Source organism: Saccharothrix sp. NRRL B-16314 (assembly GCF_000716595.1).
GTDB lineage: Bacteria > Actinomycetota > Actinomycetes > Mycobacteriales > Pseudonocardiaceae > Actinosynnema.
The window spans coordinates 685,146-705,998 of the sequence record NZ_JNXC01000001.1 but is presented as its reverse complement, the minus strand read 5'-3'; the positions used below and the strand labels follow the sequence as shown (position 1 = coordinate 705,998).

At 71.3% G+C, this 20,853-nt stretch carries 21 protein-coding genes; 6 read left to right on the top strand and 15 right to left on the bottom strand.

From position 1 onward, the window contains the following. Positions 1–10 precede the first annotated feature (10 nt). The 5 genes from OQ02_RS03505 to OQ02_RS03485 all read right to left on the bottom strand — a co-directional run bounded on the left by OQ02_RS03505 (position 11) and on the right by OQ02_RS03485 (position 5,370). Positions 11–376, bottom strand: coding sequence for an NADH-quinone oxidoreductase subunit A (locus OQ02_RS03505; protein ID WP_033436648.1), 366 nt, complete (start codon positions 374–376; stop codon positions 11–13). Between the two features lie 368 nt (positions 377–744). Then, positions 745–2,022, bottom strand: a complete 1,278-nt coding sequence (locus OQ02_RS03500) for a geranylgeranyl reductase family protein (protein WP_033436647.1) — start codon at positions 2,020–2,022, stop codon at positions 745–747. Positions 2,023–2,136: 114 nt separating this feature from the next. After that, on the bottom strand, positions 2,137–2,826 hold the full coding sequence (locus OQ02_RS03495; protein WP_033436646.1) for a demethylmenaquinone methyltransferase: 690 nt from the start codon (positions 2,824–2,826) through the stop codon (positions 2,137–2,139). 264 nt (positions 2,827–3,090) lie between these two features. Next, positions 3,091–4,209 carry a glycosyltransferase gene (locus OQ02_RS03490; protein WP_033436645.1) on the bottom strand — a complete coding sequence of 373 codons (1,119 nt, stop codon included), beginning with the start codon at positions 4,207–4,209 and terminating at the stop codon, positions 3,091–3,093. Positions 4,210–4,239: 30 nt separating this feature from the next. Continuing rightward, on the bottom strand, positions 4,240–5,370 hold the full coding sequence (locus OQ02_RS03485) for a glycosyltransferase family 4 protein (protein WP_269321591.1): 1,131 nt from the start codon (positions 5,368–5,370) through the stop codon (positions 4,240–4,242). Between the two features lie 116 nt (positions 5,371–5,486). Between OQ02_RS03485 and OQ02_RS03480 the strand changes: the two genes are divergently transcribed. Next, positions 5,487–6,311, top strand: coding sequence for an inositol monophosphatase family protein (locus tag OQ02_RS03480; protein ID WP_033436644.1), 825 nt, complete (start codon positions 5,487–5,489; stop codon positions 6,309–6,311). Positions 6,312–6,457: 146 nt separating this feature from the next. Here OQ02_RS03480 and OQ02_RS03475 read toward each other — a convergent pair whose 3' ends face one another. From OQ02_RS03475 to OQ02_RS03440, 8 genes are all read right to left on the bottom strand, one after another. After that, positions 6,458–6,985 (bottom strand): hypothetical protein, encoded by a 528-nt coding sequence (locus OQ02_RS03475; RefSeq protein WP_033436643.1) that lies wholly within the window; start codon positions 6,983–6,985, stop codon positions 6,458–6,460. Between the two features lie 42 nt (positions 6,986–7,027). Beyond that, on the bottom strand, positions 7,028–7,645 hold the full coding sequence (locus OQ02_RS03470; protein ID WP_033436642.1) for a hypothetical protein: 618 nt from the start codon (positions 7,643–7,645) through the stop codon (positions 7,028–7,030). An 18-nt stretch (positions 7,646–7,663) separates the two neighbouring features. Then, on the bottom strand, positions 7,664–8,698 hold the full coding sequence (paaE, locus tag OQ02_RS03465) for a 1,2-phenylacetyl-CoA epoxidase subunit PaaE (RefSeq protein WP_033436641.1): 1,035 nt from the start codon (positions 8,696–8,698) through the stop codon (positions 7,664–7,666). Beyond that, positions 8,698–9,207, bottom strand: coding sequence for a 1,2-phenylacetyl-CoA epoxidase subunit PaaD (gene paaD / locus OQ02_RS03460; protein WP_081915349.1), 510 nt, complete (start codon positions 9,205–9,207; stop codon positions 8,698–8,700). The genes paaE and paaD overlap by 1 nt, the downstream gene beginning before the upstream one ends. Next, positions 9,201–10,088, bottom strand: a complete 888-nt coding sequence (paaC, locus tag OQ02_RS03455; RefSeq protein WP_033436640.1) for a 1,2-phenylacetyl-CoA epoxidase subunit PaaC — start codon at positions 10,086–10,088, stop codon at positions 9,201–9,203. Before paaC ends, paaD begins: the two co-directional genes overlap by 7 nt. A gap of 64 nt (positions 10,089–10,152) precedes the next feature. Beyond that, positions 10,153–10,437, bottom strand: a complete 285-nt coding sequence (gene paaB, locus OQ02_RS03450) for a 1,2-phenylacetyl-CoA epoxidase subunit PaaB (protein ID WP_033436639.1) — start codon at positions 10,435–10,437, stop codon at positions 10,153–10,155. Further along, positions 10,434–11,366: a 1,2-phenylacetyl-CoA epoxidase subunit PaaA gene (gene paaA, locus OQ02_RS03445; RefSeq protein WP_033436638.1), complete on the bottom strand. Its 933-nt coding sequence runs from the start codon at positions 11,364–11,366 to the stop codon at positions 10,434–10,436. Before paaA ends, paaB begins: the two co-directional genes overlap by 4 nt. A 47-nt stretch (positions 11,367–11,413) precedes the next feature. After that, a complete protein-coding gene (locus OQ02_RS03440) occupies positions 11,414–11,869 on the bottom strand; it encodes a DUF3592 domain-containing protein (RefSeq protein ID WP_331281520.1) in 456 nt (151 codons plus the stop codon). A gap of 63 nt (positions 11,870–11,932) precedes the next feature. Here OQ02_RS03440 and OQ02_RS03435 point away from each other — a divergent pair, with 63 nt between their 5' ends. Continuing rightward, a complete protein-coding gene (locus OQ02_RS03435) occupies positions 11,933–13,162 on the top strand; it encodes an isochorismate synthase (RefSeq protein WP_033436637.1) in 1,230 nt (409 codons plus the stop codon). Between the two features lie 75 nt (positions 13,163–13,237). On the opposite strand, the gene OQ02_RS03430 is transcribed toward OQ02_RS03435, so the two are convergent. Continuing rightward, on the bottom strand, positions 13,238–14,734 hold the full coding sequence (locus OQ02_RS03430; RefSeq protein ID WP_033436636.1) for a M1 family metallopeptidase: 1,497 nt from the start codon (positions 14,732–14,734) through the stop codon (positions 13,238–13,240). A 41-nt stretch (positions 14,735–14,775) separates the two neighbouring features. Next, positions 14,776–16,416 carry a 2-succinyl-5-enolpyruvyl-6-hydroxy-3-cyclohexene-1-carboxylic-acid synthase gene (gene menD, locus OQ02_RS03425; protein ID WP_033436635.1) on the bottom strand — a complete coding sequence of 547 codons (1,641 nt, stop codon included), beginning with the start codon at positions 16,414–16,416 and terminating at the stop codon, positions 14,776–14,778. A gap of 162 nt (positions 16,417–16,578) precedes the next feature. On the opposite strand from menD, the gene OQ02_RS03420 reads away from it, so the two are divergent. The 4 genes from OQ02_RS03420 (at position 16,579) to OQ02_RS03405 (ending at position 20,845) form a co-directional block, all read left to right on the top strand. Continuing rightward, the gene (locus OQ02_RS03420; RefSeq protein ID WP_033436634.1) at positions 16,579–17,490 is read left to right on the top strand and encodes a 1,4-dihydroxy-2-naphthoyl-CoA synthase; all 912 of its coding nucleotides are present in this window, start codon (positions 16,579–16,581) and stop codon (positions 17,488–17,490) included. Between the two features lie 5 nt (positions 17,491–17,495). Next, positions 17,496–18,581: an o-succinylbenzoate--CoA ligase gene (gene menE, locus OQ02_RS03415; RefSeq protein WP_081915348.1), complete on the top strand. Its 1,086-nt coding sequence runs from the start codon at positions 17,496–17,498 to the stop codon at positions 18,579–18,581. A gap of 127 nt (positions 18,582–18,708) precedes the next feature. Then, positions 18,709–19,905: a hypothetical protein gene (locus tag OQ02_RS03410; RefSeq protein ID WP_051771616.1), complete on the top strand. Its 1,197-nt coding sequence runs from the start codon at positions 18,709–18,711 to the stop codon at positions 19,903–19,905. Between the two features lie 67 nt (positions 19,906–19,972). Then, positions 19,973–20,845 (top strand): 1,4-dihydroxy-2-naphthoate polyprenyltransferase, encoded by an 873-nt coding sequence (locus tag OQ02_RS03405; RefSeq protein WP_033436633.1) that lies wholly within the window; start codon positions 19,973–19,975, stop codon positions 20,843–20,845. The last annotated feature ends 8 nt before the right edge of the window (positions 20,846–20,853 follow it).

Genomic DNA, 20,853 nt, shown 5'->3' with positions numbered 1-20,853 from the left:
ATCTTCCCCCTCAGTTCCAGTCGAGGCCGCCGCGACGCCACACGTAGGCGTACGCGAAGCCGACCGTCGCGACGAACAGTGCGATCTCCACCAGGCCGAACAGGCCGAGCCGGTCCGCGGAGACCGCGAAGGGGTAGAGGAACACCATTTCGATGTCGAACAGGATGAACAGCATCGCCGTGAGGTAGTAGGCGACCGGCATGCGGCCACCACCCACCACCGGTTGCGGCGACGGCTCGATGCCGCACTCGTAGGCGTCGAGCTTCGCCCGGTTGTAGCGGCGGGGTCCGATGAACGGCGCGGCCGTCACCGAGAACAGCGCGAAGCCTGCGGCGAGGGCGAACATCAATACGAGGGGGAGGTAAGGGTCCAGCACTCTCCGTCGTCCTTTCCTCGCGTCGCGGTGGTGGTGCACCGCCGACCGTTGCGCACCCTAAAGGGTGTTCTTGCGGCCTCCGGAGGTTAGGCACGCCTAACAATCCGCAGGTCGCTTGTGAATCACTTCACAAGGCATCTCAGCCGGTTGTGAACTGATTCACAAGACCTGAGGGTCAGTGTAGAACGTCACACAGAGGCGTGACGGGCACCCCCGCCATAGCGTCTGACCTGGTCTTTTACGGTGCAGATCAACAGATGGACGGCGGCGGTGTGAACGGCGGCACACCGAAAACGAAACAGCGCCGTCCCCGAAGGGCGGCGCTGCGTCGGCGAGAGGGCCGCCAGAGGGCGGCTGGAGGAAGTCCGTTAGGCCGTTGGGGCGAGTTTTGTCGCCGCCGTGATGATGCGGTCGAACGCGTCGCCGTCCTTGGGGTCGTAAAGGCCCGCGAGGAGCTTCAGGACGAGCTTCATCAGGGTCTTGCGCGGCAGCCCGTACTTGGTGGCGGTGCGCATGATGATCGGGTTGCCGATCAGCTTGCTGAAGATGTTGCCGAGCCGGTAGTAGCTGCCCAGGGCCTGTTCGATGTGGACCGGGTAGCCGCGCAGGGCCCGTTCCCGGCTCGCGCCCTGGCGGGCCAGGGCCTGCACCACGGTCTCCGCCGCGATCCGCGCCGACTCCATGGCGTAGCCGATGCCCTCACCGTTGAACGGGTTGACCATGCCGCCCGCGTCGCCGACGAGGAGCAGGCCGTCGCGGTAGTGCGGCTTGCGGTTCAGGCCCATCGGCAGCGCGGCGCCGCCGATCTTGCCGGTGGCGTTCTCCTCGCGGAAACCCCACTCCTCCGGCGTTCCGTCGAGCCAGCTCTTGAGCAGCGCGCGGTAGTCCGTGGTGCCGTAGGCCTTCGAGGTGCTGAGGATGCCGAGGCCGACGTTCACGGTTCCGTCGCCCATGCCGAAGATCCAGCCGTAGCCGGGCAGCAGGACGTTGTTGGCCCGGTCCCACAGCTCCAGGTGCGACTCCAGGTGGTCGTCCTTCGTGCGCGGGCTGGCGTAGTAGCGGCGGACCGCGACGCCCATCGGCTTGCGGTCGTCCTTCTGGATGCCGAGGCTGAGCGCCAGGCGTGCGCTCACGCCGTCGCAGGCCACGACGATCGGCGCGCGGTAGGTGACCGGGGTCTTGTCGGGGCCCTGCTTGGCCGTGACGCCGACGACCCGGCCGTGCTCCACCAGCGCGCCGTTCACGTTGGTCTGCTCGTGCATCCGGGCGCCCGCGGCGACGGCGGTGCGCGCCAGCATCTCGTCGAAGTCCTGCCGCGGCCGGACCACGCCGTAGGGCGGGAACGAGGCCAGGTCCGGCCAGTCGAGTTCGAGCCTGACCCCGCCGCCGACCACCCGCAGGCCGCGGTTGTGCAGCCAGCCCGCCTCTTCACTGGTGTCGATGCCCAGGTCGATGAGCTGCTTGACCCCGCGCGGGGTCAAGCCGTCGCCGCAGACCTTCTCGCGGGGGAAGGTGCTCTTCTCCAGCAGCACCACGTCCAGGCCCGCGCGTGCCAGGTAGGTGGCCGCGGTGGAGCCCGCAGGGCCCGCCCCGACCACGATCACCTCGGCGTCCTCGCCTGCCTTGCGGCGGCTGGGAGTCGTCATCCCCGCTCCTTGTGCATGTGTTCACAAAGTCCACGGCGAGTCTACTGGCGGGCACCTGAGAGTTATCCGGGAGCGGTCGACCAGGACTTTCAGGTCCGTGCGGTGCTCCCGGGGTCAGGCGGGCTTGGTGGCGCGGTGCAGGGCGACCAGGCCGCCGGTGAGGTTCATCCAGGCCACGTCCTCCCAGCCGGCGCGGGCCACGATCTCGCCGAACTCGCGCTGGTCGGGCCACGTGCGCATGGACTCGGCGAGGTACTTGTACGCCTCCGGGTTGGAGGACACGAACCGGCTGACGAACGGCAAAATCCACAGCAGGTAGCGCTTGTAGACGAAGCGGAACGGGCGGAACGTCGGCGTGGACACCTCGCACACCACCAGCCGGCCGCCGGGGCGGACCACGCGGGCCATCTCGCGGAGCGCGGCCTCGGGCTCGTTGAAGTTCCGGATGCCGAACGACACGGTGACCGCGTCGAACGAGTCGTCCGCGAACGGCAGGCGCATGGCGTCGGCGGCGACCTTCGGCACCTGCCGGTGCGCCCCGGTCTGGAGCATGCCGAGGGAGAAGTCCGCCGCGACGCACCACGCGCCGGTGGCCGCGTACTCGACCGTGGAGACGGCCGTGCCCGCCGCCAGGTCCAGCACCTTCTCGCCGGGCCGGGCGTCCAGGACCCGCCTGCTCCACTCACGCCAACGCCGGTCGAACCCCAGGGTCATGACGGAGTTCGTGCGGTCGTACCCCTTGGCCACGCCGTCGAACATCTCGGCGACCTCGCGGGGGTTCTTGTCCAAACCTGCACGCGACATGCCGGAAGCCTAAGTGACCGCCCGCATCACCCACACTCCTCCCTCCCCCCACCACCCACCCGCGTGAGTCCTACGTTCAGAACCCGTGAGTCCTACGTTCGGAACGCGTGAGTTCAACGCTCAGAACGGCCGGGCGCTTCGGCCAGGCGCTACGGCCGGGCGCCGCGGCCAGCTGCCCGCGCGTTCCGAGCGTTGAATTCGGGGGTCGTGAACGTAGGACACGGGTGACCGGAAGGGACGACACACGGGGCGTGAACGTAGGACTCACGCGGGGGCTGAGGCGCGGAGGGCGGTGAGCATGCCGTCGACGGCCGCCTGCCAGGGGTACTCCTCGGCACGCGCGCGGGCAGCGGAGCGGCGGGCCGGTTCCGGGTCGTCCAGCAGCGCGTTCACGGCGCCCGCGAACGCCGGTGCGTGGTCCGCCACGGCGGCGCCGCAGCCGGGGCGGACGATCTCCTTCAGAGCCGAAGACGCCGACACGACCACCGGGGTGCCCGACGCGAGGGCTTCCAGTGCCGCCAAGCCGAACGTCTCGTGCGGACCGGGCGCCAGCGACACGTCCGCGGTGGCGAGGAGGTCGGCGACCTCCGTGCGCCGTCCGACGTACCCGAGGAACGTCACCGGCAGCCCGGCGGCACGACGTTCCAACGCCTCGCGCCGCGGCCCGTCACCCGCGATCACCAGCCGCACGTCGTGCCCGGCGGCGTGCAGCTCCGCCGCCGTGTCGACGCTGCGCTCGACGTGCTTCTCCGGCGAAAGCCGACCGCAGTGCACGAGCAGCGCGTCCGCACCCCGCGCCAGGTCCGCCTTCAACGACCGGTCGTGCCGGGTCGGCGTGAACGTCCGCAGGTCGACGCCGAGCGGCACTTGGGCCACGTTGCGCGCCCCGATCCGGTCGAACTCCTCCCGCGCGAACTCCGTCGTGCACACCACCGTGTCGTACGACGCGGCCATCCGGGCGTTCGCCCAGTCCGCACCCCTCCGCGCGAACCCCTTCGGCAGCAGGAACTGCTCCAGCAACCGGTCCAACCGCTCGTGCGAGATCACCACGCTCGGCACGCCGCGCTCCGCCGCCCACCGCCCCATGCCGCGCAACGTCAACCGGTCGGACACCTCCAGCCGGTCCGGTTCGAGGTGGTCCAGCAACGTCCGCACCCGCCACGGGTCGACCGCCCGGTACCCGCCCGTGCCGGGGATGCGCGGCGCGGGCAGCGTGATCCGCCGGACGCCCCGCGACAGCTCCTCGTCGGCATGCGCCGCACCGGGGACGACGAGCGTGACGTGGTGGCCGTTCGCCGCGTAACCGCCGCCGAGGTGGTGCAACGCCGTGCGCAGACCACCGGAACGCGGGCCGTAGAAGTTGGCCAGCTGCACGATTTTCATGTGTGCCCGATCCTCATGCCTGCCCGATCCTCATGCAGCACTGCGCTCCGGCACGTCGAGCACCGCCGCGTAGTGGCCGAGCAGTTCGTCGCACACGGCCGACCACGTGCGTCCGCGCACCCAACGCCGCGCCGCCTGGCCGAACTGCCGCCGTCGCAACGGATCACCCAACTCCACCACGGCCTGCCGGAGCTGCGCGTCGTCCGCGAACAGGTAGCCGGTGTTCGGCTGCACGAGGTCGCGCGGGCCGCCCACGTCCGGCGCGACCACCGGCACACCGCTGGCCAACGCCTCCTGCACCGCCTGGCAGAACGTCTCGTGCGGCCCCGTGTGCACGAAAACGTCGAGGCTCGCGTACGCGGTCGCCAGGTCCGCACCGCTCTTGAAGCCGAGGAACGCGGCGTCGGGCAGGTGCTGCCGCAGCTGCTCCTCCTCCGGCCCGTCCCCCACGACGACCAGCCGCACACCGGGGAGATCACCGAGCACCGCCAGCCGGTCGACCTGCTTCTCCGGCGACAACCGGCCGACGTACCCGACGAGCAGTTCACCACCGGGTGCCAGTTCGGCGCGCAACGAGTCGTCCCGCCGACCGGGGTTGAACAACTCGACGTCCACGCCCCGCCCCCACCGGTGCACGCGCGGCACGCCGTGCTGCCGGAGCGCTTCCACGGCCGAGTTCGACGGCGCGAGCGTGCGGTCCGCCTGGGCGTGCAGCCGACGCGTCCACCGCCAGGCGGCGCGGGCCGTGAGCCCGAGCCCGTAGTGGCCGGCGAACCCGGCGATGTCCGTCTGGTAGACGGCGACGGTCGGGACGCCCAGCCGCCGGGCCGCCGACACGCCGCGCGCGCCCATCACGAACGGGCTCGCCAGGTGCACCACGTCCGGCTCGAAGTCGGCCAACGCGGTCAGCACCTTGCGCGTGGGGACGCCGACCGGGAGCGAGCTGAGCCTCGGCAGGTCCACGGCGGGCACGCGGACGACCGGCGTGCCGAGGTGGTGGTCCGCGCCCGCGCCCGGCGCGACCACCAGCGCCTGGTGACCGTGCGCTCTCAGGTGCTCCAGGACGCGGAGGACGGAGTTGGTGACCCCGTTGACCTGGGGCAGGAAGCTCTCGGTGACGATCGCGACGCGCACCAGGTCACCCTGCGGTGCGAAGGACACGCCGGCGTGACAGCTCTGCGAACGCCTGTCGAACTCCTCGCGTCGGGGTTGACGTTGTCCCCGGCTTCACCTTGTGTACGCATCGTGGTCACTCGATGCGGTGACACTAGGTCGGCATGACCGTCTTGTCGTCCCGACCCGCGCAGCCCGTCGATCCCGGCCTGGTGTCGATCGCGCTGGAGATAGCGGGGCGACTCGCCAACGACGCGTCCGACGTCATCATGGCGACGGCCGGACGTGGTGCGCGGCCCGACGACGAAGCGTCACCGTTCGACTGGGTGACGGACACGGATCGGACGTTGGAGCGGCACACGCGGCGGGTGCTGACGGCGGAGTTCCCGGACATCCCGGTGTTCTGCGAGGACGTGGACGAGGACGTGGCCGGCGACGTCGGGTACCGCTGGGTGGTGGACCCGGTCGACGGGACGGCGAACTACGTGGCCGGCGTGCCGTGGTGCGCGTACAGCCTGGCGCTGGTGGACCGGTGGGGGCCGGTCGTCGGCGTGGTCGCGGACCCGTACCGGGCGCAGATCTACGCGGCGGCGCGTGGTCGGGGGATGCGGGCGAACGGCACGCCGGTGAAGCTGGGCGACCAGGCGGTGAGCTCGATCGTGTGCACGGAGATGACGCGGACGGGTCCGTGGCCGGGGATGGGCGAGTTCATCTCGCGGGCGGCGATGGCGGGCACCGGCGTTCGCGTGCTCGGCTCCAAGGCGTTGGCCGTGGCGCAGGTGGCCCTGGGCCACGCCGCCGCGGCGGTCCTGCACAGCTACCACGAGTGGGACGTGGCGGGCGCGGTCGCCTTGGCGGTCGAATCGGGCGCGGCCGTGCTGGACCGAAGAGGCGAGGACGACCCGTTGCCGGTGGACGGCCTGCTCGTGGCGATGCCGGAAGTGGCCGAAGAAGTCCTGGCCTGGTGGCAATCCTCCACCGCTCGTTAACCCGATTGCCGGGCTTTGCGCCATTGCGGCTACGCCGTTTGCCCGTTCCGATCATCTGCGGTAAAGTCGTTTCCGCCAGGCCCACTAGGGCTTGGAAGTGGACCCGGTTCACCCGCCGGACGACGGGTTGCCGGGTTTCGCGCTGTCTAAACCCTGTCGAGGTCGACCACTTCATCGAGCAGTGCCGAGACGCGCCGCCGCCACTCGCCGCCGGCCCCGTGGCACCACGCCAGTGCATCGCTCACCCAGAGCAACGCGTCCTCGGCTGGCCGGAAGTGCTCGTAGCCCAGTTCCCCACCCGCTTTGCGAACGGCTTCCGCGAGCGTTCGACGGTCGCGGACGTCCTGGTGCTGACAGCTCTCCAGGACGAGCCTCGACACCCGCAGGTCGATCATCTTGGGCACGACGGCGCTCAGGCACACTTGGCGGGCCGTGACGTCATCGCTGTCGCGGCAGTGCCACACGCGCCCCCTCAGACCGAGATCGCCGATCCGCGCGAGCAGGTCTCGGCGACGCCGGTCGCTCTCGACGTTGAAGTGGACACGACGCTGGCCGGGCTTCGTCAACCGACGCATGGCCGCTCGCGCCTCGTTGCAGTCGTGCGCTTGGACCACGACCACGGCGACCAGGTAGGTGGGGCCGCGACGGGATTCGTCGAGGAATGCGTGCCACATGGCGAGATGATCTCAAAGGACCAACGCGCTACTGCATTCGGGCTAACCGTGGCCCAGGTGTGGCAACTGTTGTTCGAGTACTTCCAGGTGGGTGCGGACGGCGTCGAGGGTGGGGCGGTCGAGGACTTGGAGGGCTACGCGGCCCACTTCGTCCTCGAAGGACGTGAAATCGCGGACGGCGGCGGACATCCGTTGGGCCACCGGGTGGTTCTGGTCGGCGCCCAGGGCACGTCCGAGGTCCGCGATCCGTTGGACGGCGGGCAGCTCGCCGCCGAACTGCCCGGCGATCCGCTCCAGCCACTCCCGCGCCGGTGACGCGGGCACCGTCGCCACCGCCGCATGTGCCCGCCGCACGGCCAGCTCGCACCGGCCCACCATCGCGGCCCACCGGTCGTTCACCGGCGGCGGCGGGAGCGGCGGGAGCGGCGGCGGGGGCATGGGTGGGAGGACAGGCCTGGGGCGGCGGCGCACGGCGCCCACGACCAAGCCGATGAGGGTGCCGGGGATGCCGCCCATCAACACGCCGACCATCCCGGAGGCGATGAAGGACGCGAGCCACATCCCGCCGGGGTCGTCGTCCGACGACACCAGCCCCACCAGGAGCAGGGTGGTCATCAGCGCGGAGCCGATGACGAAGCCCCACAGCGCCGCTCGTCCCATGGCGCTCAATGTGCCAGATCAGGCGTCGTAATCCACGGTCAACGACGAGGTCACCGGCACGGACTGACAGGTCAGCACGAACCCGGCCTCCACCTCGCGCGGCTCGAGGGCGTAGTTCCGCCGCATCTCCACCTCACCCGACACGACGAGCGCCCGGCACGTCCCGCACACACCGCCCTTGCACGCGAACGGCAGGTCGGCGCGCACCCGCTGCGCCGCGTCGAGGATCGGCACGTCCGCCGGCACCGGCACGACGGTCGTCCGCCCGTCCAGGATCACGGTCGCCGTGGCGGCGGCCGTCACGGCGGCGGACTCGCGGCGCGGCGGGGGCGGCGGCTCGTCCACGTAGAACAACTCGTGGTGCACGGACGACGCCGGCACGCCCAAGGACGCCAACACGTCCTCCGCGTCACGCACCATCCCGTACGGCCCGCACACCCACCACTGGTCGACGTCGGCCCACGGCACCACCGTCCCGAACAGCGCGCGGAGCTTCGCCGCGTCCAGCCGCCCGGTGAACAGCTCGACGTCCCGGGGCTCCCGCGACAGCACGTGCACGAGCTGGAACCGCGCCGGGTACCGGTCCTTGAGGTCCGCCAGCTCGTCGGCGAACATCACCGTGTCCGTCCGCCGGTTCCCGTACAGCAACGTCACCCGCGCACCGTCGGCCAGCACCGACGCGGCGATGGACAACGCGGGCGTGATCCCGGACCCGGCGACGACCAACCCGTGGTGCGAGCCGCCGGCCGGCGTGAAGTTGCCCAGGGGCGGCAGGACTTCGAACACGTCGCCGCGCTGCACCCGGTCCACCAGCAGCGTGGAGAACAACCCGCCGTCCACCCGCCGCACCCCGATCCGCAGCGGACCGCCGGCGGGCGCGCAGATCGAGTACGACCGCCGCTCGTCGCCGTTGCGCAGGGTCAGGTACTGCCCGGGGGAGAACGCGAAGTCCGCGGCCAGCGACGGCGGCACCTCGAACGTCGCGGCGACCGCGTCCGAGCACAGCTGCTCGACGGACGCGACCGTCAGCTTGTGGAACACCGGCCGCGCCATCAGATCTCCTTCACGTGCTCGAACGGCTCGGCGCAGTCCGCGCACCGGCGCAGCGCCTTGCACGCGGTCGACCCGAACCGCGACAGCTCCGATGTGCGGAACGACCCGCAACGCGGGCACGGCACCCGCTGCGACGGCGGTGTCAGGTTCAGCGGCACCGGGCCGGTCGAGCGCGGACCCAGCCGGGACGGCGGCGCGATGCCCGCCTCCCGCAGCTTGCGCAACCCGTCCTCGCTGATCCAGTCCGTGGTCCAGGCGGGCGCCAGCGACAGCCGCACGTCCACCGCCGAGAACCCGGCCGCCAGCAACGACCGCCGCAGGTCGGCACCCATCTCGTCCAGCGCCGGGCACCCCGAGTAGGTGGGCGTGATCGTCACCGACACCCGTCCGTCCTCCTCGGTCACGTCGCGCAGCACGCCGAGGTCGGCCAGCGTCAGCACCGGCAGTTCCGGATCGCGGACCTGTGCCGCGACCTCCAGCGCCGTCCTCGTCCTGGTCGCGGTCACCACTTCGCCCCCGGCAACGACCGGTGCAGGTGCTGCATCTCCGCGAGCAGGTAGCCGAACGACTCGGTGTGCACGCCGTCGCGCCCGGCACGCCCGTTGACCCGCGCCGCGGGCACGTCCGCCGGTCGCGTCAGCCCGGCCGCCGACAGCACCGCGTCCAGCACGCCGTCCACCTCGGACCGCAGCTCGGCCGGGTCGACCGCGACACCGGCCAACCGCGTCTCCACCGGGTGCGGTGCGTACAGCTCGTCCAGGAACGGCCACACCCGCTCGATCCCGGCGCGCATCCGCTCGTGCGACTCGTCCGTCCCGTCACCGAGCCGCACGACCCACTGTGCGGCGTGGTCGCGGTGGTAGGCCAGTTCCTTCAGCCCCTTGGCGGCCACCGCCGCCAACACCGGGTCCGCGCTCCCCCGCAGCCGCGAGTACTGCGCGATCTTCCACGACGAGAACACCAGCAGCCGGGCCACGGTCGTGGCGAAGTCGCCGCCGGCGAACGGTCCGCACTCGATCTCCGCCAGGTGCACGTTCCGGAAGTCGCGCTCGTCGCGCAGGAACGCCAGCGCGTCCTCGTCCCGCCCCTCGCCCTCGACCTCGCCCGCCCTGGTCAGCAGCAGCCGGGCCTGCCCGAGGAGGTCGAGCGCGATGTTGGCCAGCGCGACGTCCTCCTCCAGCTCCGGCGCGCGGGAGCACCACTCGGCCAAGCGGTGGGACAGGACCAGCGCGTCGTCGCCGAGCATCAGGCAGTACGCCGCGAGGTCGGCGCGGTCGACGTCCGGCACGTCCCGGTCGACCCCGGCCAACGCCTCGGTGAACCCGGTGCCGAACGCCCAGTGCGCGTCCTCGTGGTCGATCAGCGACTCGTAGGCGTTGTCAAAACTCATCGTGTCACCGCACGCTCGTAGTGGGGGCGTTGTCGCTGTGTCCTGCGGGGCACCCGCACCCGGGTCATAGGTGCGGCACGTCCTCGGGGATCTCGTAGAACGTCGGGTGCCGGTAGACCTTGTCCCCGCTGGGCTCGAAGAACGGGTCCTTCTCGTCCGGCGACGACGCGGTGATCGACGCCGCGGGCACGACCCAGATCGACACGCCCTCGTTGCGCCGGGTGTAGACGTCACGCGCGTTGCGGACGGCCATCTCGGCGTCCGGCGCGTGCAGCGACCCGACGTGCACGTGGTTCAACCCGCGCTTGCCGCGCACGAACACTTCCCACAGCGGCCACGACGAACTCATGCCACACCTTCCCGGGCAACGCGACGGGAGGCGTGCGCCGCAGCCGCCGCACGGACCCATTCACCGTCTTCGTGCGCCTTGCGCCGGTGCGCGACGCGCTGGGCGTTCGTCGGCCCGTTACCGCCGACGACCTGCCAGAACTCTTCCCAGTCGGGCTGCCCGAAGTCGTGGTGCCCACGCTCGGCGTTCCACTTCAGCTCGGGGTCGGGCAGCGTCACGCCCAGCTTCTGCGCCTGCGGCACGGACATGTCCACGAACTTCTGCCGCAGCTCGTCGTTGGTGTTGCGCTTGATGCGCCACTTCATCGACTGCTCGGTGTTGGACGACTCGGCGTCCGGCGGGCCGAACATCATCAGCGACGGCCACCACCAGCGGTCCACCGACTCCTGCACCATCGCGCGCTGGGCGTCGGTGCCGGACATCATCGTCATCAGCAGCTCGTAGCCCTGCCGCTGGTGGAAGGACTCCTCCTTGCAGATGCGGATCATGGCCCGCGCGTACGGCCCGTAGGACGTGCGGCACAGCGGCACCTGGTTGCAGATGGCGGCGCCGTCCACCAGCCAGCCGATCACGCCGACGTCGGCGTAGGACAGCGTCGGGTAGTTGAAGATCGAGGAGTACTTCTGCCTGCCCGAGATGAGCATCCCGGTCAGGTCGTCCCGGTCCGCGCCCAGCGTCTCGGTCGCGGCGTAGAGGTAGAGGCCGTGCCCGGCCTCGTCCTGGACCTTGGCCAGCAGGATCGCCTTGCGGCGCAGCGACGGCGCGCGGCTGATCCAGTTGCCCTCCGGCTGCATGCCGATGATCTCGGAGTGCGCGTGCTGCGCGATCTGCCTGACCAGCGTGCGGCGGTAGCCGTCGGGCATCCAGTCACGCGGCTCGACGCGCTGCTCGGCCTCGACCGCGCGCTCGAACTGTGCCTCCAGGTCCATGCCTCGATGTTACACCTGGAGGCCGAATTTGAGGAGAACTGTCACAACTACTGCTTGCGGCCCCTCCGCCCGCCCCCGCGGGACAGCCACCAGACCAGCGGCGCCAGCACCGCCCAGACCGCGAGGAGGAACGTGCCGATCGGCAGCAGCGCGAGCGCGGCCGTGCGCCCGGCGACCCTGGCCACCTCCGGATCGGCCGTGTCGTACTCGATCCGCACCAGCTGACCGGGCTCCAGCCCTTCCGGGTACAGCACGCCCTGCGACGGGCTGTGCACGGCGCCGTCCGGTGTGGCGAAGCGCACCACCGTGCGCTGGAACGAGACGGACACCACCTCGGCGGTCGCCTTGCCCAGCCGCTTCTCGATCATCAGGTCGTCCCGCCAACACGCCGCCAGCAGGATCACCCCGATCAGGGTCACGACCGCGCCGAACACCAGCAGCGACCGGCTGACCAGGAGCCGAGCCTTCGGTCGGGCGCCTGTCCGCACTGCGTCGTCCACCACAACTGAGGAGTCTAGGGCGGCCTACGCGTCGAATCTCAGCGACGACTCCATACTCTCGAAGCCGTGACCACAGCTCCTGCCTCGCGGACCCGAGAACGGCTGCGCGCGCACACCAGGCGCGCAGCGGGCTACGACCTGCTGGGCAGGCTGCCTGCGCCGACCGGTGCGCTGAGCTGGGTGCGGGACGGATCAGGCCTGGTCGGGTGGGGTGAGGCGGCCCGGTTCGAGGCCTCCGGGCCGGACCGGTTCGCGGCGGCGGACCGCTGGTGGCGGGAGTTCACCGACGAGCTGGAGGTGGACGACGAGCTCGACGTGCCGGGCACGGGCCCGGTCGCGTTCCTGAGCATGGCGTTCTCCGACCGGCCGGGGCACTCGGTGCTGGTGGTGCCGGAGGTGGTCGTCGGCCGCCGCAACGGGCACAGCTGGACCACCACGATCGGCGCCGGCGGCCGGTGGCGGGTCGAGCCGGTGCGCAGGCCGACCGAGGTGCGCTACGCCGACGGGCAGGTGCCCGTCACGGGCTACCGCGAGGCCGTGCGCACCGCCGTCGACCGGATGCGGGCCGGTGACCTGGACAAAGTCGTCCTCGCGCACGACCTGCTGGCCGTCGCGGACATCGACATCGACCACCGGTTCGTGCTCGAAGGCTTGGCCCGCCGGTACCCGGAGTGCTGGGTGTACGCCGTGGACGGCCTGATCGGCGCCACCCCGGAACTGCTGCTGCGCCGCAGCGGGTCGGTGGTCGACTCACGCGTGCTCGCGGGCACCACGTGGCCGCACGACGGGATGTCCGACGACGAGCTGGCCGCCGCGCTGCTGTCGTCCGGCAAGAACCTCGACGAACACGAGTACGCGGTGACGTCGCTGGTGGAGACGCTGCGGCCGTTCTGCTCGACCATGTCGGTGGACGGGCCGTCGGTGCTGCGGCTGCCGAACGTCTCGCACCTGTCCAGCGACGTGATCGGCACGCTCAGCGGCACGCCGTCGCTGCTCGCGCTGGGCGAGGCGCTGCACCCCACGGCCGCCGTCGGCGGCACACCGCGCGCCGACGCCATCACCATGATCGACGAGCTGGAAGGCATGGACCGGGGCCGCTACGCCGGTCCGGTCGGCTGGATCGACGGCAACGGCGACGGCGAGCTGGGCATCGCGCTGCGCTGCGCCCAGGTGGAGGGCCGCACGGCCCGCCTGTACGCGGGCTGCGGCTTGGTCGCCGAGTCCGACCCGGACTCCGAGGTGCGGGAGGCGCACGCCAAGATGCTGCCCTTTCGCGAAGCTCTCGAAGGCATGTGACCGACGCACGACGCGGGGCCGCCCCTGGTGAGGGACGGCCCCGCAGTCTCTTGCCCAGCGCCCAGTGCCCGGTGCCTAGTGGTGGTGGCCCGCGAGCAGTTCGTGCGTCTCCTGGATCTTCTGGAACGCCTTCGGCTCGGTCACCGTCGCGGCACGCGCGGCGAACCCGGCGGCGCCCGGCGCGACGGCCGGCTTGGCCGGCGTGTACAGCCAGGTCTGGAACAGCTCGTCCAACTGCTTGCCGGACAGCTTCTCCGCGAACGCGATGAACTCCTCCGTCGACGCGTTGCCGTTGCGCTTCTCGCTCGGCCACTGCTTCAGCAGCTTGAAGAACGCCTCGTCGCCGATCTCGCCGCGCAACGCGTGCACGGTCAGCGCGCCGCGGTCGTACACGGCGCCGTGGAACTGGTTCGGCGCGCCCGGGTCACCGGGGAGCACCTGCCAGAACGGGCTGTCCGCCGGGTACAGGGAGTAGACGTAGTCCGAGTTCTCCTGGACCGTGCCCTCGCCGACGTGCTCCGACCACAGCCACTCCGCGTAGCTCGCGAAGCCCTCGTTCAGCCAGATGTCCTTCCAGCCCCGCACGGACACCGAGTCGCCGAACCACTGGTGCGCCACCTCGTGCGCCACGACGTAGGTGTTCGCGCCACGGCGGAAGAAGCCGCCGTCGTACGTCGACCGGGTCTGGTTCTCCAGCGCGAAGCCGATGCCCGGCGTCGCCACGCCGCCCTGCGCCTCGAACGGGTAGGTCCCGAACTGCGTCTCCAGGAACTCCGTCATCTCGGGCGTGCGCTCGATGCTCGCCACCGACGCGTCGTAGTCCGCGCCGAGCCGCTCCGAGTACGCGTTCAGCACCGGCTGGCCGTTCGGCGCGGTCGACTGGCGGATCTCGAACTGGCCGATCGCGATGAACGCCAGGTACGTCGCCTGCGGCTGCAAGCTGCGGTAACGCCACCGGGTCCAGCCGTTGATCTGCTGCGCGGTGCCGTTGAAGATGCCGTTGGAGATCACCTCGACGCCGGTCGGCACGGCCACCGACACGTCGAACCTGGCCTTGTCGGTCGGGTGGTTGTTGCTCGGGAACCACCACGGCGCGATGTCCGGCTGGTCGATCGCCAGCGCGCCGTCGGGGGTGCGCTTCCACGACGTGTAGCCGTCGACCGCGTAGGCGGACGGCGTGTCGGAATAGGTGACCACGATGGTCATGTGGGCGCCCTTGTTCAGGTTGCCCCGCGGGTCGACCACGAGTTCGCCGCCCGACTGCGAGAACTCGGCGACCTTGTTGTTGACCCGGACCGAACTGACCTTCAGCAGGAAGTCGAGGTTGAACCGGCTCAGGTTCTGGGTGGCCTTGGCCAGGATCGTCGTCGTGCCGGAGAGGTTGTCGTCCGCCGGCTGGTAGTTGAGCCTGATGTCGTAGTGCGACACGTCGTACCCGCCGTTGCCCGCGTTCGGGTAGTACGGGTCGCCGATGCCCGGTGCTCCCGGTTCGGCCGCCGTCGCCGTGCCGGCGAGCAGGAGCAGGGACGCCGCGGTGGCGGTACCGAGGGTCAGCTTGGCTCTCAGGGACATGCGGCGAAACTAGTCCGGCACCCTGACGGTCTGTACCCCCGTCAGTAGGATTCCTCCGACCAGTGGAATGCGGTTGACACCGCGCTCTTCAACCGGGTGTGCAGTTCGCGCAATTCGTTCCGCTCCGCCCGGATTTCCACCACGCGAATTCCGTTCGGCACACCGAGTGCCTGTCGGAACTCCTCGGGCGTCCGCGCCGTCGTGTGCGGCACGTGGTGCGCCTTGCACAACGCCGCCAGGTCGACGCCGTGCGGTGTGCCGAAGACGCGTTCGAACGCGGTCCCGTGCTCTTTCGCGCCCTGCTCCAGCAACGTGAAGATGCCGCCGCCGTCGTCGTTGAGGACGACGACCGTCAGGTCGGGGCGCGGTTCGTGCGGGCCGACGATCAGCCCGTTCGCGTCGTGCAGGAACGTGAGGTCGCCGATCAGGGCGTACGTGGGTCCCTGGGCCAGCGCGATGCCGGCGGCGGTGGACACGCTGCCGTCGATGCCCGCCACGCCGCGGTTCGCGTAGGTCCGGACGTCGCGGCGCGGCGCGGCGACCAGGTCGACGTCGCGGATCGGGTTGGACGAGCCGAGGAACAGGCTCGCGCCCGCGGGCACCGCGGCGACGAGGTCGCGGGCCACGTGCAGGCCGGTCGGCCAGGGCTCCTTGGCGAGCAGGTCGTCCACCAGGTCCGCGACGGCCTTGTCCGCGTGCTGCCACGCGGTGAGCCAGTCGTCGTCCACCTCGTGCTCGCCCAGCGCCAGGTCGGTGGACGTGTGCGTGGCGGTGAACTGGGGATCGGGCCAGTCGAGGTCGTCGGAGAGGGCGTGCACGACCGGTGTTCGGGCGATGAGCCTCAGCACACCCCTGGAGAGGGTCGCCCGGCCCACCACCACGACGGCCCGCGGGGTGAGGTGGTCGGGGAGGTCGCCCGCGTTGAGCAGCAGGCCGCCGTGGCGCAGGCCGTGGCCGGTGGGTTCGGCGACCACCGGCCAGCCCGCGCGTTCGGCCAGGTCGGAGATGTCGTGATCGGTGTCGCCGACGATCACCAGGGTGCGCGGGCCGAGGTGGTCGGCCGGGTGCAGCGAGGTGGTGGTGCGCGGGATGGCGCGCGTCCACGGCACGTCGAACGGCCGTCCGTCCAGGCTCTCCGGCCAGTCGTCGTCCCGGTCGGGCACCAGCGGCTCGCGGAACGGGACGTTGACGTGCACCGGGCCCTGCTCGCGGGCGGTGACGACGGCGCGGCAGGTCAGCGAGCGCCACAGGCCGTTCTGGTTCTCCCGGCGTTCCGCGATGGGGAACTGGAGCGTGTCCATGCCGAAGATGCGCTGCTGGTCGACGGTCTGGCTGGCGCCCGTGCGGTAGAGCTCGACCGGGCGGTCGGCGGTGAGGGCGATGACCGGGACGCCCGCGTGCCTGGCCTCCAGCATCGCCGGGTGCAGGTTCGCCACGGCGGTGCCGGAGGTGCAGGTGACGGCGGTGACCTGGTTGCCGCCCTTGGCCAGGCCGAGGGCGAGGAAACCGGCGGTGCGCTCGTCGACGCGGACGTGCAGGGTGAGGCGTCCGGCCGCGGCGGCCTCGTGCAGGGCGAAGGACAGCGGGGCGTTGCGCGATCCGGGGCTCAGCACGACGTGCCGCACGTCGTTGCGGATCAGCTCGTCGACGAGCACCGTGGCCTGCGCGGTGGACGGGTTCACCGAACCATTGTCGCGCAGTGCGCGATCAGGTGATTCGCCTTGCTGAGCGAACGCGTGTTCGAGGGGTTCGGGGCGGGATGCCCCACCAGCGCCGACCCGTCGTCCCGACCCGCCGGCAACCGGGCCGGCCCTCAGCTTCGGCGCAGGCATATTGTCCGTGCCGTGGCAGATCAGGACGTTTCCGAGCTGTTCGACCCCACCCGCTGGAAGCTGGTCGAGGGCTTCGACTTCACCGACATCACCTACCACCGCGCGGTCGACCAGGGCACGGTGCGCATCGCGTTCGACCGGCCCGACGTGCGCAACGCGTTCCGCCCGCACACCGTCGACGAGCTGTACCGCGCGCTGGACCACGCCCGGATGAGCTCGGACGTCGGGTGCGTCCTGCTCACCGGCAACGGCCCGTCGGCGCGGGACGGCGGCTGGGCGTTCTGCTCGGGCGGCGACCAGCGGATCCGGGGGCGCAGCGGGTACCAGTACGCGTCGGGTGACACGGCGGAGACCGTCGACCCGGCACGCGCCGGCAGGCTGCACATCCTGGAGTGCCAGCGCCTGATCCGGTTCATGCCGAAGGTCGTGATCGCGGTGGTGCCGGGCTGGGCGGCCGGCGGCGGCCACAGCCTGCACGTCGTGTGCGACCTGACGCTGGCGAGCGAGGAGCACGCGAAGTTCAAGCAGACCGACGCCGACGTCGGCAGCTTCGACGGCGGCTACGGCTCGGCGTACCTCGCGCGGCAGGTGGGCCAGAAGTTCGCCCGGGAGATCTTCTTCCTCGGTCGGACGTACAGCGCGGAGGACATGGTCAAAATGGGCGCGGTCAACGCCGTGGTGCCGCACGCCGAGCTGGAGGCGACGGCGCTGGAGTGGGCGAAGGAGATCAACGGCAAGTCGCCCACCGCGCAGCGGATGCTGAAGTACTCGTTCAACCTGATCGACGACGGCCTGGTGGGCCAGCAGATCTTCGCCGGTGAGACGACCCGGCTCGCGTACATGACGGACGAGGCGGTGGAGGGCCGGGACGCCTTCCTGGAGAAGCGCCCCCCGGACTGGTCCGACTACCCGTACTACTACTGACCGCCATGATCACCGTCGATCGACTGCGCGCTGTGCTCGCACCGTCCGGCAGCTGTTATCGCGCCGACGTGTTGGTGGCCCAGCCGTCCGACCGCCCGCTCCCGCCCCTCCGGGGTTGGGAAACCGGCGCTGCCGTCGCCGTGCCGACTTCGGGGTCCAGTGGTGAGCCGAAGACCGTTCTGCTGAGCGCGGCAGCCCTCACCACCTCCGCCGAGCTGACCCACGCCCGCCTCGGCGGACCCGGCACGTGGCTGCTCGCGCTCCCCACCACGCACATCGCCGGCGTCCAGGTGCTCGTCCGGTCCGTCGTGGCCGGCACCGAACCCGGCGTGATGGACCTCGCCACCGGCTTCCGGGCCTCCGGCTTCGCCACCGCCGCCCACGCCGTCCTCGCCGCACCGGGCCGCCACTACACCGCCCTCGTGCCCACCCAGCTGGCCCGCCTGGTCGCCATCGACGGCCCCGGGCTGGCCGCGGTCCGGGAGTTCGACGCCGTCCTCATCGGCGGCGCCGCCACCCCGCCCGCCCTGCTCGACCGCGCACGCCGGCTGGGCGTCCGGGTCGTCACCACGTACGGCATGAGCGAGACGTCCGGCGGCTGCGTCTACGACGGCCTCCCGCTCGACGGCGTGCACGTCCGGCTGACCGACGGCCGGGTCGAGGTCAGCGGCCCGGTGCTCGCCCTCGGCTACCAGGGCGGCGAGCGGTTCGGGGAGTGGTTCCGCACCGGTGACCTGGGGCGGATCGGGTCGGACGGCGCGCTGGAGGTGCTGGGCCGCGCCGACGACGTGATCATCAGCGGTGGGGAGAACATCGCTCCCGCCCTGGTCGAGCGCGTGCTCACCGCCCAGGCCGGCGTGCGCGAGGCGTGCGTCGTCGGGCTGGCCGACCCGGAATGGGGTCAAGTGGTGGCCGCGGCCGTCGTGGCGGACGATCCCGGTGCACCACCCGACGCGGACGACCTGTGCGCGGCGGTCGGTGAGGAGGTCGGTCGGTTCGCCATGCCGAAGCGTCTGGTTTTCGTGCCTGAACTGCCACAACGCGGTCCGGGCAAGGTGGATCGGAAGGCGGTCGCTAGCTCGTTTGGGTGAGTTTCTGTCTTGTTAGCCTTGTTGTTGGTTGACAGCTAACTACTCCGGGCGATTGGCTCGGCACGCCGTGACACGCGGCCCTGCCGCGGTCCCCTCCGCACCGCGTGTCCGGACGAGGAGTGCTGCGATGACCAGGCGCTACCTGATACCGCTCGCTGTCGCCACCGTCCTGACCGCCGGACTGGCGGCGCCCGCCGCCGCCGAGGGCGACCGCGAGTGGACGGCCGACCTCTCCACCGTGAACGCCGACGACAACGGCGTCACCTCCCACCACGGCACGGTGCGCCTCGACCGCGCCGCGCCGACGCCCGCCAGCGCGCGGGCCGCCGTGCGCACCGGGTTCCTGCAACTCGACCCGCGCACGTTCGACTCCCCCGTCAACGCCGTGGCCGCGACCGTCAAGAGCCACGTCCCCGCCGGCGCCGAACTCGCCGTGGACGTCCGCGGCGCGCTCGGCGACGACCAGTGGACCGAGTGGGTCGAGGCACGCCCGGAGGAGCCGGCCGTGCTGCCGACCGCCGTCACGACCGTGCAGGTCCGGCTGGCGCTGACGGCCGAGAAGGCCACGCCCGAGGTCAGCCGGGTCGACCTCAGGGCGTTCACCGCGCCGAGGACCGCCGACGTCGAGGCGCAGGCGGCCGGCCGGTCCTACCGGGTCTACGCCACCCGTGAAGGCCTCGTCGGCGGCACCACGGCCAACGGCCACGTGATCGTGAGCCGCGACCACTTCGTCGCCCTGCCGTCCCGGCGCGGCCTGTCCGCCAAGGGCACCGGCACGTACAGCGTCCGGGTGTGCGCGGGGAACGGCCGCTGCGAGTGGGCGCCGGTGTGGGACGTCGGCCCGTGGAACACGAAGGACGACTACTGGAACCCGTCGTCCACCCGTGAGATGTGGAAGGACCTGCCGCAGGGCAAGCCGGAAGCACAGGCCGCGTACCAGGACGGCTACAACGGCGGGCGCGACCAGTTCGGCCGCGTCGTCGCCAACCCGGCCGGCATCGACCTGGCCGACGGCACGTTCTGGGACGGCCTCAAGCTGAGCGACAACTCCTGGGTCACCGTCACGTACTCGTGGACCGGCTCGGGCCCGGCCGGCTACGTCCGCACCGCCGGCGACCCGCTGAACGTGCGCAGCGGCGCCACTTCGGCGGCCACGCAGGTCGGCCTGGCCGCGAACTACGCCCAGGTGCGGGTCGAGTGCCAGCTCACCGGGCAGACGGTGACGGGCTCCCAGGGCACGTCGAGCATCTGGTTCCGGATCGCCACGGGCAAGTACGTCGCACGGGCGTACGTGTCGGGCGTCACCGGCGCCACCGCCTGCTGATCAGCCTGCGGCTCGGCAGAAGCACCCGGGGGCGGGTCCCCGGTGACCATGTCGGAGGATGTCCGGTATGGCCACAGTCGCCCAGTGGGTATCGGGGACCCGCCCCCGCACGCTGCCGAACTCGATCGCGCCAGTTCTGGTCGGTGCGGGTGCCGCGGACCACATCGACGGCTTCAACCCGACCTGGTCGCTGCTGGCGCTCGCGGTGGCGGTGGCGCTCCAGATCGGCGTCAACTACGCCAACGACTACTCCGACGGGATTCGCGGAACCGACGCCAACCGGGTCGGCCCGTTCCGGCTGGTCGGGTCCGGTGCGGCCAACCCCAAGGCGGTGCGCGCGGCGGCGTTCGCGGCCCTGGGCGTCGCCTCGGCGACCGGTTTGGTGCTGATCTTCCTGTCCGGCCGGTACTGGATGGTGGCGTTCGGCGCGGTGTGCGTCGCCGCGGCGTGGTTCTACACCGGCGGCCGGAAGCCTTACGGCTACTCGGGTCTGGGCGAACTGGCCGTGTTCCTGTTCTTCGGGCCGGCGGCGGTGCTCGGCACGCTGTACGTGCAGACCGGCGAGATCACCGGGATCGGCATCGGCGGCGCGATCGCGATGGGCGCGTTCTCCACCGGCGTGATGATCGCGAACAGCCTGCGCGACATCCCGACGGACGTCCAGGCGGGCAAGCGCACCCTCGCGACCACGTTGGGGGACAAGGATTCCCGCCGCCTCTACGTGGCCCTGGTGGCGATCCCGTTCCTGATCACGCCGGTGCTCGGCCTGCGGGTTCCGCTGGCCCTCATCGGCTTCCTGGCCCTGCCGCTGGTGATCCTCGGCGCCCGCCGCGTCGTCATGGGCGGCAAGGGCCACGACCTGATCCCGGTCCTCCGCGACACCGGCCTCGCCATGCTCGTCTGGGGCATCACCGTCCCCGCCGCGCTCTTCCTGGCCTGACGTTGTTC

What these genes read in the sequence shown, in the direction of transcription:
- OQ02_RS03500 (WP_033436647.1), bottom strand. Translation starts at nt 2,022, where the DNA reads ATGACGACTCCCAGCCGCCGCAAGGCAGGCGAGGACGCCGAGGTGATC.
- OQ02_RS03495 (WP_033436646.1), bottom strand. Translation starts at nt 2,826, where the DNA reads ATGTCGCGTGCAGGTTTGGACAAGAACCCCCGCGAGGTCGCCGAGATG.
- OQ02_RS03490 (WP_033436645.1), bottom strand. Translation starts at nt 4,209, where the DNA reads ATGAAAATCGTGCAGCTGGCCAACTTCTACGGCCCGCGTTCCGGTGGT.
- OQ02_RS03480 (WP_033436644.1), top strand. Translation starts at nt 5,487, where the DNA reads ATGACCGTCTTGTCGTCCCGACCCGCGCAGCCCGTCGATCCCGGCCTG.
- OQ02_RS03475 (WP_033436643.1), bottom strand. Translation starts at nt 6,985, where the DNA reads ATGTGGCACGCATTCCTCGACGAATCCCGTCGCGGCCCCACCTACCTG.
- OQ02_RS03470 (WP_033436642.1), bottom strand. Translation starts at nt 7,645, where the DNA reads ATGGGACGAGCGGCGCTGTGGGGCTTCGTCATCGGCTCCGCGCTGATG.
- paaE (WP_033436641.1), bottom strand. Translation starts at nt 8,698, where the DNA reads ATGGCGCGGCCGGTGTTCCACAAGCTGACGGTCGCGTCCGTCGAGCAG.
- paaC (WP_033436640.1), bottom strand. Translation starts at nt 10,088, where the DNA reads ATGAGTTTTGACAACGCCTACGAGTCGCTGATCGACCACGAGGACGCG.
- paaB (WP_033436639.1), bottom strand. Translation starts at nt 10,437, where the DNA reads ATGAGTTCGTCGTGGCCGCTGTGGGAAGTGTTCGTGCGCGGCAAGCGC.
- paaA (WP_033436638.1), bottom strand. Translation starts at nt 11,366, where the DNA reads ATGGACCTGGAGGCACAGTTCGAGCGCGCGGTCGAGGCCGAGCAGCGC.
- OQ02_RS03430 (WP_033436636.1), bottom strand. Translation starts at nt 14,734, where the DNA reads ATGTCCCTGAGAGCCAAGCTGACCCTCGGTACCGCCACCGCGGCGTCC.
- menE (WP_081915348.1), top strand. Translation starts at nt 17,496, where the DNA reads ATGATCACCGTCGATCGACTGCGCGCTGTGCTCGCACCGTCCGGCAGC.
- OQ02_RS03410 (WP_051771616.1), top strand. Translation starts at nt 18,709, where the DNA reads ATGACCAGGCGCTACCTGATACCGCTCGCTGTCGCCACCGTCCTGACC.
- OQ02_RS03405 (WP_033436633.1), top strand. Translation starts at nt 19,973, where the DNA reads ATGGCCACAGTCGCCCAGTGGGTATCGGGGACCCGCCCCCGCACGCTG.